Origin of the sequence: Streptomyces sp. NPDC002896 (assembly GCF_040295225.1) — a bacterium.
In the GTDB taxonomy this organism is placed as follows: Bacteria; Actinomycetota; Actinomycetes; order Streptomycetales; family Streptomycetaceae; genus Streptomyces.
In genome coordinates this window covers 357,997-371,148 of the sequence record NZ_JBEOVA010000007.1, presented here as the reverse complement: position 1 = coordinate 371,148, position 13,152 = coordinate 357,997, and the positions used below count along the sequence as shown (strand labels likewise).

At 71.0% G+C, this 13,152-nt stretch carries 11 protein-coding genes; 8 read left to right on the top strand and 3 right to left on the bottom strand.

Going from position 1 to position 13,152, the window contains the following annotated elements; translation table 11 throughout:
* The first annotated feature begins 38 nt into the window (after positions 1-38).
* On the top strand, positions 39-1,946 hold the full coding sequence (locus ABT009_RS15505) for an AMP-dependent synthetase/ligase (RefSeq protein ID WP_502989877.1): 1,908 nt from the start codon (positions 39-41) through the stop codon (positions 1,944-1,946).
* A gap of 110 nt (positions 1,947-2,056) precedes the next feature.
* On the opposite strand, the gene ABT009_RS15500 is transcribed toward ABT009_RS15505, so the two are convergent.
* On the bottom strand, positions 2,057-2,953 hold the full coding sequence (locus tag ABT009_RS15500) for a MurR/RpiR family transcriptional regulator (RefSeq protein WP_351293735.1): 897 nt from the start codon (positions 2,951-2,953) through the stop codon (positions 2,057-2,059).
* A gap of 124 nt (positions 2,954-3,077) precedes the next feature.
* On the opposite strand from ABT009_RS15500, the gene ABT009_RS15495 reads away from it, so the two are divergent.
* The 6 genes from ABT009_RS15495 to ABT009_RS15470 are packed head-to-tail and all read left to right on the top strand — an operon-like array spanning position 3,078 to position 9,519.
* A complete protein-coding gene (locus tag ABT009_RS15495) occupies positions 3,078-4,253 on the top strand; it encodes a C45 family autoproteolytic acyltransferase/hydrolase (protein WP_351293733.1) in 1,176 nt (391 codons plus the stop codon).
* Positions 4,254-4,269: 16 nt separating this feature from the next.
* Positions 4,270-5,919, top strand: a complete 1,650-nt coding sequence (locus ABT009_RS15490) for an ABC transporter substrate-binding protein (RefSeq protein ID WP_351293730.1) — start codon at positions 4,270-4,272, stop codon at positions 5,917-5,919.
* A gap of 6 nt (positions 5,920-5,925) precedes the next feature.
* Entirely contained in the window at positions 5,926-6,876 is a 951-nt protein-coding gene (locus ABT009_RS15485; protein ID WP_351293727.1) for an ABC transporter permease, read from the top strand.
* Positions 6,873-7,715, top strand: a complete 843-nt coding sequence (locus ABT009_RS15480) for an ABC transporter permease (protein ID WP_351293724.1) — start codon at positions 6,873-6,875, stop codon at positions 7,713-7,715. The genes ABT009_RS15485 and ABT009_RS15480 overlap by 4 nt, the downstream gene beginning before the upstream one ends.
* Positions 7,715-8,671, top strand: a complete 957-nt coding sequence (locus ABT009_RS15475) for an ABC transporter ATP-binding protein (protein WP_351293721.1) — start codon at positions 7,715-7,717, stop codon at positions 8,669-8,671. Before ABT009_RS15480 ends, ABT009_RS15475 begins: the two co-directional genes overlap by 1 nt.
* 38 nt (positions 8,672-8,709) lie before the next feature.
* A complete protein-coding gene (locus ABT009_RS15470; protein ID WP_502989884.1) occupies positions 8,710-9,519 on the top strand; it encodes an ABC transporter ATP-binding protein in 810 nt (269 codons plus the stop codon).
* A gap of 250 nt (positions 9,520-9,769) precedes the next feature.
* Here the strand turns inward: ABT009_RS15470 and ABT009_RS15465 are convergent, their stop codons facing one another.
* Positions 9,770-9,973 carry a cold-shock protein gene (locus ABT009_RS15465; RefSeq protein ID WP_067282429.1) on the bottom strand — a complete coding sequence of 68 codons (204 nt, stop codon included), beginning with the start codon at positions 9,971-9,973 and terminating at the stop codon, positions 9,770-9,772.
* A 384-nt stretch (positions 9,974-10,357) separates the two neighbouring features.
* Between ABT009_RS15465 and ABT009_RS15460 the strand changes: the two genes are divergently transcribed.
* Positions 10,358-11,170, top strand: coding sequence for a menaquinone biosynthetic enzyme MqnA/MqnD family protein (locus ABT009_RS15460; protein WP_351293998.1), 813 nt, complete (start codon positions 10,358-10,360; stop codon positions 11,168-11,170).
* A gap of 15 nt (positions 11,171-11,185) precedes the next feature.
* Here the strand turns inward: ABT009_RS15460 and ABT009_RS15455 are convergent, their stop codons facing one another.
* Positions 11,186-13,141, bottom strand: a complete 1,956-nt coding sequence (locus ABT009_RS15455) for a serine/threonine protein kinase (protein ID WP_351293715.1) — start codon at positions 13,139-13,141, stop codon at positions 11,186-11,188.
* Between the last annotated feature and the right edge of the window lie 11 nt (positions 13,142-13,152).

The window sequence follows — 13,152 nt, the reverse complement described above, 5'->3', positions numbered from 1 at the left end:
GTCCCCCGTACTGCCAGGCAAGGACAAGGAGCCGCTCTGTGTCACGCCGTGAGACCACCAGCCCGCCCCCGCTCACCCCGCCCGAGATCAGGCAGCTGGGCGGCGTGGTGCGCGAGGTGTCCGTCCCTCCGCTCGCGCCGCCCGTCACCCACGGATCGCTGGCGGACATCCCCTTCGACAACGCCCGGCAGGCTCCCGCCGAAGCCGTCCTCAGCCGGAAGGGGCGGAACGGCCGGTGGACCGACGTGACCGCCGCGGCCTTCGCGGACGAGGTCCACGCCGTCGCCAAGGGGCTGATCGCTGAGGGTCTGGTGCCCGGCGACCGGCTCGCCATCATGGCCCGTACGACGTACGAATGGACGTTGCTCGACTTCGCCGCCTGGGCCGCCGGACTGGTCACCGTGCCGGTGTATCCGACGTCGTCCGCCTTCCAGACCCGGTGGATCCTGCAGGACTCGGGAGCCGTCGCGATAGCCGTCGAGAGCGCGGCGCAGGCCGCGGCGCTCGGACCGGAGCGCGACCGGCTGCCGGATCTGCAGCACGTTTGGGCCTTCGAGAAGGGGCATGTGGAACGCCTGGCCGAGCTGGGCCGGGAGGTGCCGGACGAGGAGGTCACCGTACGGCGCGGCATGCTCGGCCCGGACTCGCTCGCCACCCTCATCTACACCTCCGGCACCACCGGCCGCCCCAAGGGCTGCGCCCTGACCCACGGCAACTTCTTCGCCGAGGTCGACAACGCCATCGAACTGCTGCACCCCGTCTTCAAGTCCATCAGCAAGGAACCGGCGTCCACGCTGCTCTTCCTCCCGCTGTCGCACGTCTTCGGCCGCATGGTCGCCGTCGGCTGCCTGCGGGCACGCGTACGCCTCGGCCACGCGCCGAGCATCCAGACCGAGGACCTGCTCGCGGACCTCGCCGGTTTCCGCCCGACGTTCCTGCTCGCGATCCCGTACGTCCTGGAGAAGGTCTTCAACACGGGCCGCGCCACCGCCGAACGGATGGGCCGCGCCGCGTCGTTCGACCGCGCGGCGTCCATAGCGCGGCGGTACGGCGAGGCGGTCGAGGCCCAGCAGCACGGCACCGGGCCGGGCCCCGGCCGCGCCCTGCGGGCGGCGCGGGCGCTGTACGACCCGCTCGTGTACCGCCGTATCCGGGCGGCGCTCGGCGGCAAGGTCCGGTACGCGATCTGCGGCGGCTCCCCGCTCGGCCGACGGCTCGCGGCCTTCTACGCGGGCGCCGGAATCGAGATCTTCGAGGGCTACGGTCTGACCGAGACCACCGCCGCAGCGACGGTCACCCCGCCGCTGAAACCCCGCCTCGGCACGGTGGGCTGGCCCCTGCCCGGTACGAAGGTGCGCATCGCGGGGGACGGCGAGGTCATGCTCCGCGGCGGACAGCTCTTCCGCGGCTATTGGGACCCGCAGGCCGGCGGAGTGACACCCGCGAGCACGGACGGCTGGTTCCCGACCGGTGACATCGGCCGGCTCGACGCCGACGGCTACCTCAGCATCACCGGCCGCAAGAAGGACATCCTCATCACCACCGGCGGCAAGAACGTCGCCCCGGCCCCGCTGGAGGACTGGCTCCGCGCCCATCCGCTCGTCGGCCAGTGCATGGTCGTCGGCGACGATCGCCCATACATCACCGCGCTGATCACCCTCGAACCGGACGGCATCGCCCACTGGTGCCGGATGAAGGGGAAGGAGCACCTGCCGGTCACCGAGCTGGTCGACGACCCCGAACTGCTCGAGACCCTCCAGCGCGCCGTCGACGAGGCCAACAAGCTGGTCTCCCGCGCCGAGTCCATCCGCCGCTTCACCGTCCTCCCGATCGACTTCACGGAGGAGGCGGGCCATCTGACGCCGTCGCTGAAGCTGCGCCGGGAGGCGATCGCACGGGACTTCGGCCAGGAGATCGAGGAGCTGTACGCCAAGCCGCGCTCCTGACGACAGACCGGCTGGCCGAGTGATCCCAGGCCTACGCCACACCGCCCACAGCAGCATGGGGATGCTGTGGGCGTCGGCGGTCCGTGCGGCTGCTCAGTCCCCGCGGCCCATCAGCTCTTGCGGCCCGCCTTGGGTGACAGCAACTGCTCGCGCAGAGCGTTGAGTTGGTGCGACGTGTCCACGGCTCGCGTCTCGTCCAGGGTCGTGAGCGCCAGGAGCAGCGCGTCCGCCACGACCAGGGCCGTGAGCGCCTCCGCGGTGATGCCGGTCGGGGTGTGCGGCGCCGTGAGGACCGCGTCCACACGCGTGCCGAACCGCTCTCCGAGCTCGTCGGTGACCAGCACGATGCGGGCGCCGACCGCCCGCGCCCGCTCGATCAGCACCGTCAGTTCGGTCAGGGCGCGGCCGGGCTGGAAGATCACAGCTGCGTCGCCCTGGCGCAGGGCGAGGAGATGGTCGGCGAGTGCGAATCCCGTCGCGCCCACGAAGCGTGCCCGGCGGCCGATGCGGCCCAGGGCCAGCGCCAGATGGCGGGCGGCCGGTTCGGAGGCGGCGATCCCGTAGCAGTGGATCTCACCGGCTTCGGCGAGTGCCGTCACCGCGGTGCGCAGGGTGTCCTGCTCGGTGAGGCGCCGGGCGTGCTCGATGCGTTCCTGCGCTTCGTCGAACACGTCGTCCCAGATGCTGCCGAGATCCCGGCCGACGTGCGCGATGCGCTGCTTCAGCCGTACCTCGGGTGCCACGGCCGATGTGAAGTCGGAGGCCAGCTCGCGCTTCAGGGCGGGCAGGCCGGCGTACCCGAGGCGCTGCAGTGCGCGGACGACCGTGGCGTTGCTGGTGCCGCTCGCCGTGCCCAACTCCTGGGCGCTGGCGAAGAGAAGGTGCTCGACAGGGGCGCTCGCCAGATATTGGGCGACCGCGCGCTCGGACGTGGACAGCGTCTCCCACTGGTCGCGTACGGCCGTGCGGAGGCGGGCCACGCCCACCTCCTCGTCTGAAATTTCCATTACAGCGATTGACTTTCGTGTGATGGTCGTTACTCTCCTGGGCAACGCATTCCAGAAGGAGCGCTTCTCGTAACCGACGTTACAGGACGTCGGTGACACGGGAGCCTCCGTCGCGAGGAGAAGAATGGCATCCCGCACCCTGCCCCTCATCGAGATCTCCGGCACTCCCGCCGACCGCGGCCGCCAGTACGGCGAGGCCGTACGCCGCCAGCTGGGCGCCGCGCTCGCCTACTACGAGGAGGCCTTCGGCCGGTCCGCGGGCCTGACCTGGGACCAGGTCACCGCCCGGGCCGCCCGCTGGCAGGAGCCGGTGCGCTCGTATGCGCCGCATCTGCTGGAGGAGATGCAGGGCATCGCCGACGGGGCGGGGGTGGGGCTCCTGGACGTCCTCGCTCTCAACGCCCGAGGCGAGGTGATCTACGACCGCTCGTTCGCGGACATGGCCGACTCGGCGACGGTGGCCGAGGAGGAGCCGGCCGAGGGCTGCACGTCGTTCGCCGTGTACGGCGAGGCCAGCGGCGACGGACACGTCTGGGCCGGGCAGAACTGGGACTGGCGCGCCGGTGTCGCGGACACCGTCGTGATGCTGCGCATCGTCCAGCCGCCGGCGCCCACCCTGATCATGCAGGTCGAGGCCGGGCAGATCGGCCGTCAGGGCGCCAACTCGGCGGGTATCGCGCTCAACGCCAACGGCCTCGGCGGCCGTTTCAGCGACGCGGTCGGCCTCCCGCAGACCGTCGTACGGCGCAGCGTCCTGGACCAGCACACCATCACCGACGCGCTCGACGTGCTGTGCCGCACGCGCGCGCACATCGCCTCCAACGCGCTGCTGACCTGCCGCGAAGGGTTCGCCGTCGACCTGGAGACCACCCCCGCCGGGCATGGCTGGCTGTATCCGGAGGACGGCCTGCTCGTGCACGGCAACCACTACCAGGCGGGCATTCCCGCCGCGATAGCCGCCGACTACCGGCCGCTGTCATCGGACTCGCTCGTACGCGTGCCCCGCGCCCAGCAGGGGCTGCGCGCCCTGCGCTCCTCCACCGGCCCGGACGAGTCGCGCAAGCTGATCAAGCAGGCGATGTCCGACCACCTCGGCCTGCCCGAGTCGCTCTGCACCCACCCCGACACCCGCAAGCCCGCACTGGAGCACTGGGCCACGCTCGTCTCCTCCTGCGTGGACCTGACCAGCGGCGACTACCACGTGACCGCGGGCACCCCCTGCGACCGCGACTACCAGCACCTGCCCTGGAACCTCTACGACGGCCCGGGCGCCGACGTCCCCACCGACTGTCCCAGCTGACACAGGAGTTCATCCGATGACGACGACGAACAAGCGGATGGCGGCGGCCGCCGGCCTGGTCGCCGCGACCGTGCTCACCACGGCGGGCTGCAGCGGCGCCGACACGGCGGCCACCACCGGCAAGCCCGCCGATGCCGCGAAGCTCGCGCTGACCCCCACCACGCCCACCGCCAAGGGCCAGGTCACCAAGGTGAACTGGCTGCTGGAGGACGAACCGGACTCCCTCGACCTCGACTCGCAGGGCACCAGCGCCGGACGCGTCGTCCTCACCAACGTCTGCGAACGGCTCTACCAGCTGCAGCCCGACATGACGGTCAAGCCCTTCCTCGCCGAGAAGGCCGCGACCCCCGACGACAAGACCCTCGTCCTGACCGTCCGCGACGGCGTCACCTTCCACGACGGCTCCGAGCTCACCGCAGACGACGTGCTGTGGAGCCTGAAGCGGCACGCCGACCCGGACATGGAGCAGAGCGACGAGTTCACCAACGTCGCCTCGATGAAGAAGACCGGCGGCGACGAGATCACCATCCGCTTCAAGGCACCCGACGCCCTGTTCACCAAGGCGCTCGCGGGCGACGCTGGCATCGTCTGGAACAAGGAGCAGGTGACGAAGGCCGGCAAGGACTTCGGCACACCCGGCCAGGGCGACGCCTGCTCCGGCCCGTACGAGCTGGGCAGCTGGAAGTCCGGCGACTCGATCACCATCCGGGCGTACGACGGGTACTGGGGCACCAAGCCGCTCACCCAGGAGGTCGTCTTCCGCTGGGCCGCCGACAGCGCGCTGGTCAACGCCCTGAAGACCGGGGCCGCCGACGGCACGTACGCCGAATCGCCCAACACCGCTTCCGCCCTGCGCGGCACCAAGGGCCTCAGCCAGTACTACGGCCCCTCGACCGCCTCACTCGTCCTCATCCCCACCGACCGCGGCGGCCTCAAGGACCCGAAGATCCGGCAGGCGCTGTCGCTCGCCATCGACCGGGCCGGTATCGCCAAGTCCGGCTACGGCGGGCTCGTGGAGCCCTGGGCGAGCCCGGTGGGATCCGGCGCCTGGGGCTACGAGAAGGCGGAGTTCGAGGCCGCGCAGAAGGAGCTGGACAAGGCGGCGCCCGCATCGCCCGACGCCGACGACATCGCCGAGGCAAAGCAGTTGGTGAAGGATGCCGGTGCGCCCACCGAGCCCATCGTCATCGGCACCGACAGCAGCCAGGGCCGCACCGTCATCGCCAACGCCGTACGAGCCGCGCTCCAGCGCATCGGCCTCAAGGGCGAGATCAAGACCGTGCCGACCGCGCAGTTCGAGGAGTTCTACAGCGACCCGGCGGCCCGCGCCGACATCGATGTGCTCGCGGGTGACTGGTACATCTCCAAGGCGGACCCGATCGGCTTCTACGACAACGGCCTGTCCGACTCGTCCAACAACTGGGTGGGATTCAAGGACTCGACGTACGACGAGAAGGTCCACCAGGCCCTCGGCACCCTCGACGACGCCGAGCGGGCGAAGCTCGTGATCGACGTGGAGCAGCGGTTCTCGGACGCCGCAGTGTGGATCCCCGTGGCGCAGGTGCCGTCCGTGCTCGTGCTCAACAGCGAGCTGACCGGCCCGCCCGCCTCGCAGGCGTACCTCTACTACCCATGGGCGGCCGCACTGGGCGCCAAGAAGGGCTGACGCACCATGCCCGCCCGGATAGCGCGACGCGTGGCCGGATTCCTGGCCACGCTGTTCGCTGCCTCGTTCGTCATCTTCGCGGCCGTGTACGCGGCGCCCGGCGACCCCGCCGTGTTCCTGGCCGGCGGCCGCGACAAGCTCACGCCCGACCGGCTCGCGGCCGTCCGCGCGCAGTACCACCTCGACGAACCGCTGGTCGTCCAGTACGGCCGGTGGCTGTGGGACTGCCTGCACTTGGACCTCGGCCGCTCCTTCAAGTACGGAGACCAGGTGGCCGACCTGGTCGGGGCGCGCATGCCGACGACGCTGCAGCTCGTCGCCTACGCGACGCTGCTGTTCGTGGTGTTCGGCGTCGGCGCGGGCATCCTCGCCGCGGTCAGGCAGTCCAGCTGGGTGGACTCGGCGGTGGTCGGCGGTACGACGCTCGCCGCGTCCGTACCGTCCTTCGTCGCGGCGATCGCGCTCGTCTCGCTCTTCGGTGTGCAGCTCGGCTGGTTCCCGGTGACGGGCACCGGCGAGGGCTTCGCCGGGACGCTGCACCACCTCACGCTGCCCGCGCTGTCGCTGGCGCTCGGCGCCCTCGCCATCATCAGCCGGGTTACCCGGCAGGCCATGGCGGACGCCGCCGCCTCCGACCATGTCGAGGCGGCACGTGCCTCCGGTGTCCCGGAGCGCGAGATCGTCCGCCGGCACGTCCTGCGCAACGCGCTCGGCCCGATCATCACCATGTGCGGCCTGGTCATGGCCGGAATGCTCGCAGGCACCGTCGTCGTGGAGACCGCCTTCGGCATCAGCGGGATCGGCTCCCTGCTCGTCGGCGCGATCAACACCCATGACTTCCCCGTCGCCCAGGCCGTCCTGCTGCTCATGGTCACCGGCTATATCGCGGTCACCACCCTGGTCGACCTGGTGCACCCGCTCCTCGACCCGCGCGTGAGGGAGGCCCGCACCGCATGACCGCACTCACCCTCACCCCGGTCCGCATACGGACCCGCCGCCCCGTCGGCGTATCGATCGCCGCCGGATTCCTGGCCCTGGTGGTCCTCGCCGCGGCGCTGGCACCCGTCCTCGCGCCGTACGCCCCCGACGCGATCGACCTGTCCGCCTCGCTCGCCGGCACCAGCGCCGACCATCTGCTGGGCACCGACTCCTCCGGCCAGGACCTGCTCTCGCGCGTCCTGTACGGGGCCCGCTCCAGCCTGGTCGCGCCGCTGCTGCTGCTCGCGGTGGCCGCACTGCTCGGTGTCACCCTCGGCGTGCTCGCCGCCTGGCGCGGCGGCTGGGTGGACGCTTTCGTCTCCCGGCTGACGGACGTCATGTACGCCTTCCCCGGGCTGCTGTTCACCGTCCTGATCATTGCCGTCTTCGGCACCGGCATGACCACGTCCGTGCTGGCCCTGGGCCTCGCGTACACGCCGACCGTCGCCAAGTACACCCGCTCGCTCGCCCTGTCCGAGACCCGCAAGCCGTACGTCGACGCCTACCGGGTCCAGGGCATGGGCGGCGTCCGCATCTGCGCCCTGCACCTCGTGCCCAATCTGGGCCGTGCCGTCGTCGGCTATCTCGTGGTGCTGTTCGGCGAGGCGCTGATGTCGCTCGCGACCCTGTCCTACCTGGGCTTCGGTGCCCAACCCCCCAGCTCCGACTGGGGCTTGATGGTGCAGGAAGGGCAGGCCGCCGTCGTCCAGGGCGCCATGCTGCCCGCCCTCGTCCCCGGCACCGCCATCGCCGCGGTGGTCGTGTCCTTCAACGTGGTCGGCGTCTGGGCGGCCGACCGGCTCGGGAGGGAGGGCTGATGCTGCTCACCATCGACCAGCTGACCGTGGAGGTGCCGGGCGCCGCCCGGCCGCTCCTGGACGACGTCGGCCTCCGCATCGGGGAGGGCGAGGTCGTCGGCCTCGTCGGCGAGTCCGGATCCGGCAAGTCGACGACGGCGAAGGCCGCGCTGGGCCTGCTGCCGAGCGGAGCCGCGGCATCCGGCACGGTACGTGTCGAGGGCGCCGACGTCCTCTCCCTCACCGGCGAGGACCTCCGCAGGCACCGCGCCCGCACCGTCGCCATGGTCCACCAGGACCCGCGCGCCGCCCTCAACCCCGTACGCCGCATCGGCGACTTCCTCCTCGAGCGCGGCGCCGACCGGAGCCAGGCCGTCGGCCTCCTCGAAGCGGTCGGACTGTCCGATCCGGAGCGCCGGATGCGCCAGCGCCCGCACGAACTGTCCGGCGGCATGCTCCAACGCGTCGTCATCGCGGGCGCCCTGGCCGCGCGACCACGGCTGCTGCTCGCCGACGAGGCGACCAGCGCCCTCGACGTCACCACGCAGGCCGAGATCCTGGTCCTGCTGCGCACCCTGCGAGCGGAGCACAGCGCCGGTCTTCTCTTCATCACCCACGATCTGCACCTGGCGGCCGCCTACTGCGACCGTGTGTACGTGATGTACGCGGGCCGCGTCGTCGAGGAACGCACCGCCCGCGCCCTGTTCTCGGACCCCGCCCACCCCTACACCCGCGGTCTGCTGTCCTGCTCGCCCACCCTGGGCGCGGCCCCACGCCGGCTGAAGCCCATCCCCGGACGTCCGCCGTCCCTTGGGGACGCCTTCACGGGCTGCCCGTTCGCGTCACGCTGCCCGGACGCGGAGCCCGCCTGCGAGACCTGGCCCCCGGCACCGGTGGCCCTGGCGGACGGCGGTACGGCCGCGTGCCGCCGTATACCCGCAGCGGTGCCCGCCACCGCGGAAAGGAGCACCGGATGACGAACGGTGTGGCGGCCGGACCGCCGGCCAAGGACGACATGGCGGACGAGCTGCTCGTCGTGGACGGCCTGGCCAAGACCTACCCCCTGCCCGGCGGCGGCCGGCTCACGGCCGCGGAGGACGTGTCGTTCCGGGTGGCACCCGGCGGATCCGTCGGCATCGTCGGGGAGTCCGGATCGGGCAAGACGACCGTGGCGCGGATGCTGGTCGGCCTGGTGCGGCCGGATTCGGGGACCGTCACCGTCGGCGGCCGCCCAAGGGCCGCGCGGACACCGCGCAGTCGGGCCGCACGACTGGCCCGTGCGCGGGAGATCCAGATGGTCTTCCAGGATCCGTACGTCTCGCTCGACCCCAGGCTCACGGCCGGCCAGTGCCTGCGGACCGCACTGCGGCTGCACGGCCGCGACGAGGCACTGGCCGGCGAACTCCTTGAGCGGGTGGGGCTCGGCGGACGGGAGGCGGGGGCGAGGCCCCGGCAGCTGTCGGGTGGCCAACGGCAGCGGCTGGCGATTGCCCGCGCCCTGGCCGTCGAGCCCCGGGTGCTCGTTCTGGACGAGGCGGTCGCCGCCCTGGACGTCTCGGTCCAGGCGCAGATCCTGGAGCTGCTCGACGACATCCGCCGGGACACCGGAGTCGCCCTGGTCTTCGTCAGTCACGACCTGGCCGTGGTCCAGCACATCACCGACGAGGTACTGGTCATGCGCCGCGGCCGGGTCGTCGAACAGGGCCCGACCCGCTGTGTCCTCACCGATCCGGCGGATCCGTACACCCGTCTGCTGCTCGCGTCCGTCCCCGGCGACGGCTGGGACCCGGACGACGCGGTCGCGGCACGTGCGGCGCTCGCCTGACATTCCCCACGACCGGCGGCGTACGCATGGGTGGGGGCGCGTACGTATGGGTGGCGGCGCGGATACGGGGGCCACGCGGAGGTGAACGCGCACGGCCCGCCGGCGAAGCGCGTCGCGCCGCTGGTCGAGAAGGCGTGAACGGCAGGGAGAAGCGAGAAAAAGGCAGGAGCCCTGCGCCGGGTCGGCGCTGGGCTCCTTGGGTACTGCTATCCGGTTCCGGATCAGATCCCGAGTGTCCTCGGGACCCCGACTACATCGGGGTGACGTTCTCCGCCTGCGGGCCCTTCGGACCCTGCGTGACGTCGAAGCTCACGGCCTGGTTCTCCTCGAGGGAACGGAACCCGGACGCGTTGATCGCGGAGTAGTGGACGAAGACGTCGGGGCCCCCGCCTTCCTGGGCGATGAATCCAAAGCCCTTTTCGGCGTTGAACCACTTAACGGTTCCGGTAGCCATAAGCCCTCCTTGGGCCAAAGGGTTGCCCTGCTCCAGAACCTGCCTTGTTAAACAATGCAAAAGTCTGAATACGACGAGAGCCCGCGGTCACATGCTCCGCAGGCTCTGTACTGCAAGGGAAACCAAACTGCAACTTGCGGCGAGCGTAGCACGCAGGCCACCGAAAGCAATAGTGGGCAAGATCACGTCACCCATATGTTTGAGTGATGCAAATAAGGTTGACGCTGCTCCCTAAAAGTGCCAGATGGGGGACCCCGCGTCCTGCACCGTACTCCATGGGTCTAATCTCGCGATGTGGACAACTCACCCGCGGACTCACAGGACTCACCCACCGGGCCGGGCTTCAGCACCGGCCCTCGTCGCTCCCGGCCGCGTGTCGGCCACATCCAGTTCCTGAACTGCCTGCCCCTGTACTGGGGGCTTGCGCGGACCGGAACGCTCCTCGACTTCGAGCTCACCAAGGACACCCCTGAAAAGCTCAGCGAGCGACTGGTGCAGGGCGAACTCGACATCGGGCCCATCACCCTCGTGGAATTCCTCAGGAACGCCGACCGGCTCGTCGCCTTCCCCGATATCGCGGTCGGCTGCGACGGTCCTGTCATGTCCTGCGTGATCGTCACGCAGGTGCCGCTCGAGCAGCTCGACGGCGCCCGCGTCGCCCTCGGCTCGACCTCGCGTACGTCCGTGCGCCTCGCCCAGCTGCTGCTGGCCGAGCGCTACGGCGTGCAGCCGGACTACTACACGTGCCCGCCCGACCTCGGCGTGATGATGCAGGAGGCGGAGGCCGCCGTGCTCATCGGGGATGCCGCGCTGCGCGCCAATCTGCACGACGCCCCGCGCCTGGGCCTGAAGGTGCACGATCTGGGCGCCATGTGGAAGGAGTGGACGGGCCTGCCGTTCGTCTTCGCCGTATGGGCGGCCCGGCGCGACTACCTGGAGCGCGAGCCCGTCATCGTGAGCAAGGTCCACGAGGCGTTCCTCGCCTCCCGCGACCTCTCGCTGGAGGAGGTCACCAAGGTCGCGGAGCAGGCGGCCCGCTGGGAGGCCTTCGACGAGAGCGTGCTGGAGCGCTACTTCACGACGCTCGACTTCCGCCTCGGCGACGCCCAGCTGAAGGGCGTCTCGGAGTTCGCCCGCCGGGTCGGACCGACGACGGGCTTCCCGGCGGACGTACGGGTGGAGCTGCTGCAGGCGTAGGCCCAGCCGGTCACGTCATTCGGGCTTCCACTGGGTGGCCTCGAAGACGTATGTCCGGAGGTTGTCGTTCTGGTCCTTGTTCACCTTGGTGATCCGCAGGTGGATGACGGGTCCGTCGCTGGACTCGATGCACAGACCGGTGCCGGTCTTGAGCAGCGAGTCGTTCCTGATCTTGCTCAGCGGGATCGGGTTGGGGACGCTCGCCTCGCGCGCGGTGGCGCGGCATTCGCTGGGCGTGGGGCGGCGTTCGGTGGTGATGCCGATGGCGCCGCTCTCGTCGGCGAGGCGGATGCCGTTGTAGGCGATGGGGTCGGGGCAGTCCGTGTAGGTGAGCCACTGGCCGGAACTCGGGACGTAACCGTCGTTGAGTTCGACCGTGAGCTTGTTGATGTCGAGCGTCGTGACGTCGGAGGGGTCGCACAGCGTGCCCGAGCCGACGTCCTTGGCGTTCGGGTAGTACTTGGGGGCGCGCAGCACCAGGACCTTGTTCTGGGCGCTGACCTGCCACCCGGGCTCCGTCTTCGGCGCGTCCTCGTCCGCCGACGGACTGGCGTCCGCGTCGGCGGCATTGCCGCTCGTGTCGTCCGCTGCCTTGGAATCCGAACCGGATTTCCCGGAGGCCGTGGTGTTCCCGGCGTTGTCCGCCATCAGCTGGTATGCGGCGACCGAGCCGCCGCCGACGGCCAGCACGCCCACGACCGCGATCGCCGCGATCAGCCCTGTGCGACGGCGGCCGGCTGCCGGAGCGGACTGAGCCGACGCAACAGTCGGAGCCGATGCGGGCGCAAGCGGCGGCTGGTTCGGGGACTGGTACGGCGGCTGATACGAGGGCTGTGCGGACGAGTGCCCGGACAGCGGCTGATACGTCGGCGCGGTGGGTGCGGCCGCGAAGGAGCCCTCCGGAGAGTGCGCGGGCTGTGTCGGGGCGGCGGCCGCGAAGGCGGTCGCCGGGGAGTGGGCGGGCTGCGTCGGAATCGGAGACGCCTGAGGGGTCCCCGGCATCTGGTTCTGGTACGCGGCTTGGGGCGGCTGAGGCGTGGGGGCCGCCACCGGCGTCGCGGGGGCGGCACTGGAGAGGTGCAGGCGCAACGTCTGTTCCTGCTGGGCTATCTGCTGCGCCACGGCCGGCGGCAGCCACCAGCCCTCGTGGCGTACCAGTCCCTCCGCCCCGGCGAGCGCATGACAAGCCTCGATGATCTGGGCGGGAGTGGGCCGGTCGGCGGGGTTCTTGGCGAGGCAGGCGGCGATGATGCCGTGCAGCTCGGCTGGGCACGTGGTGAGGTCCGGGTCGGCGGAGACGATCCGGTACAGCAGCGCGTGCGAGGAGCCCTCTCCGTACGGATGGCTGCGGGTCGCGGCGAAGTGGGCGACGAGGCCGAGCGCGAAGACGTCCAGGGCTGGGGTGACCTCGCCGCCCATGGCCTGCTCCGGCGCCATGTAGCCGGGTGTGCCGAGCCGTACGTCCGTGCCGGTCAGGGCGGTGGTGTCGGCGGCGCGGGCGATGCCGAAGTCGATGACGCGCGGTCCGTCGGAGGCGAGCAGCACATTGGAGGGCTTGAGGTCGCGGTGGATGACCCCTGCCGCGTGGATGGTCCCCAGGGCCTCCGCGATGCCCGCCGTCAACTGCAGCACGGTCCGCAGGGGGAGCGGCCCGTGCTGGTACACGGCGGACGAAAGCGACGGCCCCGGAACGTAGCTGACGGCGAGCCAGGGCTCGGGTCCCTCGGTGAAGCTGTCCAACACGGGCGCGGTGTACGGGCCCTGTACCCGGCGCGCGGCCGTGACCTCCTGGGTGAAGCGCCGCCGGAACTCCGGGTCCTGCGCGTACTCGCGCCGGACCACCTTCAGCGCCACCGGCTGACCGCCACGGGTGTGCGACAGATACACCATCCCCATGCCGCCCTCGCCCAGCCGGGCTCGCAGCGGGTAACCGGCTATCTCATGGGCGTCGTCCGGCGCCAGCGCTTCCATGGGTGAGTCCT

Excerpts from the sequence above, each read along its gene's own strand:
- ABT009_RS15485 (WP_351293727.1), top strand. The coding sequence starts at position 5,926 with ATGCCCGCCCGGATAGCGCGACGCGTGGCCGGATTCCTGGCCACGCTG.
- ABT009_RS15465 (WP_067282429.1), bottom strand. The coding sequence starts at position 9,973 with ATGGCTACCGGAACCGTTAAGTGGTTCAACGCCGAAAAGGGCTTTGGA.
- ABT009_RS15470 (WP_502989884.1), top strand. The coding sequence starts at position 8,710 with ATGGCGGACGAGCTGCTCGTCGTGGACGGCCTGGCCAAGACCTACCCC.
- ABT009_RS15455 (WP_351293715.1), bottom strand. The coding sequence starts at position 13,141 with ATGGAAGCGCTGGCGCCGGACGACGCCCATGAGATAGCCGGTTACCCG.
- ABT009_RS15475 (WP_351293721.1), top strand. The coding sequence starts at position 7,715 with ATGCTGCTCACCATCGACCAGCTGACCGTGGAGGTGCCGGGCGCCGCC.
- ABT009_RS15480 (WP_351293724.1), top strand. The coding sequence starts at position 6,873 with ATGACCGCACTCACCCTCACCCCGGTCCGCATACGGACCCGCCGCCCC.
- ABT009_RS15495 (WP_351293733.1), top strand. The coding sequence starts at position 3,078 with ATGGCATCCCGCACCCTGCCCCTCATCGAGATCTCCGGCACTCCCGCC.
- ABT009_RS15500 (WP_351293735.1), bottom strand. The coding sequence starts at position 2,953 with ATGGAAATTTCAGACGAGGAGGTGGGCGTGGCCCGCCTCCGCACGGCC.
- ABT009_RS15490 (WP_351293730.1), top strand. The coding sequence starts at position 4,270 with ATGACGACGACGAACAAGCGGATGGCGGCGGCCGCCGGCCTGGTCGCC.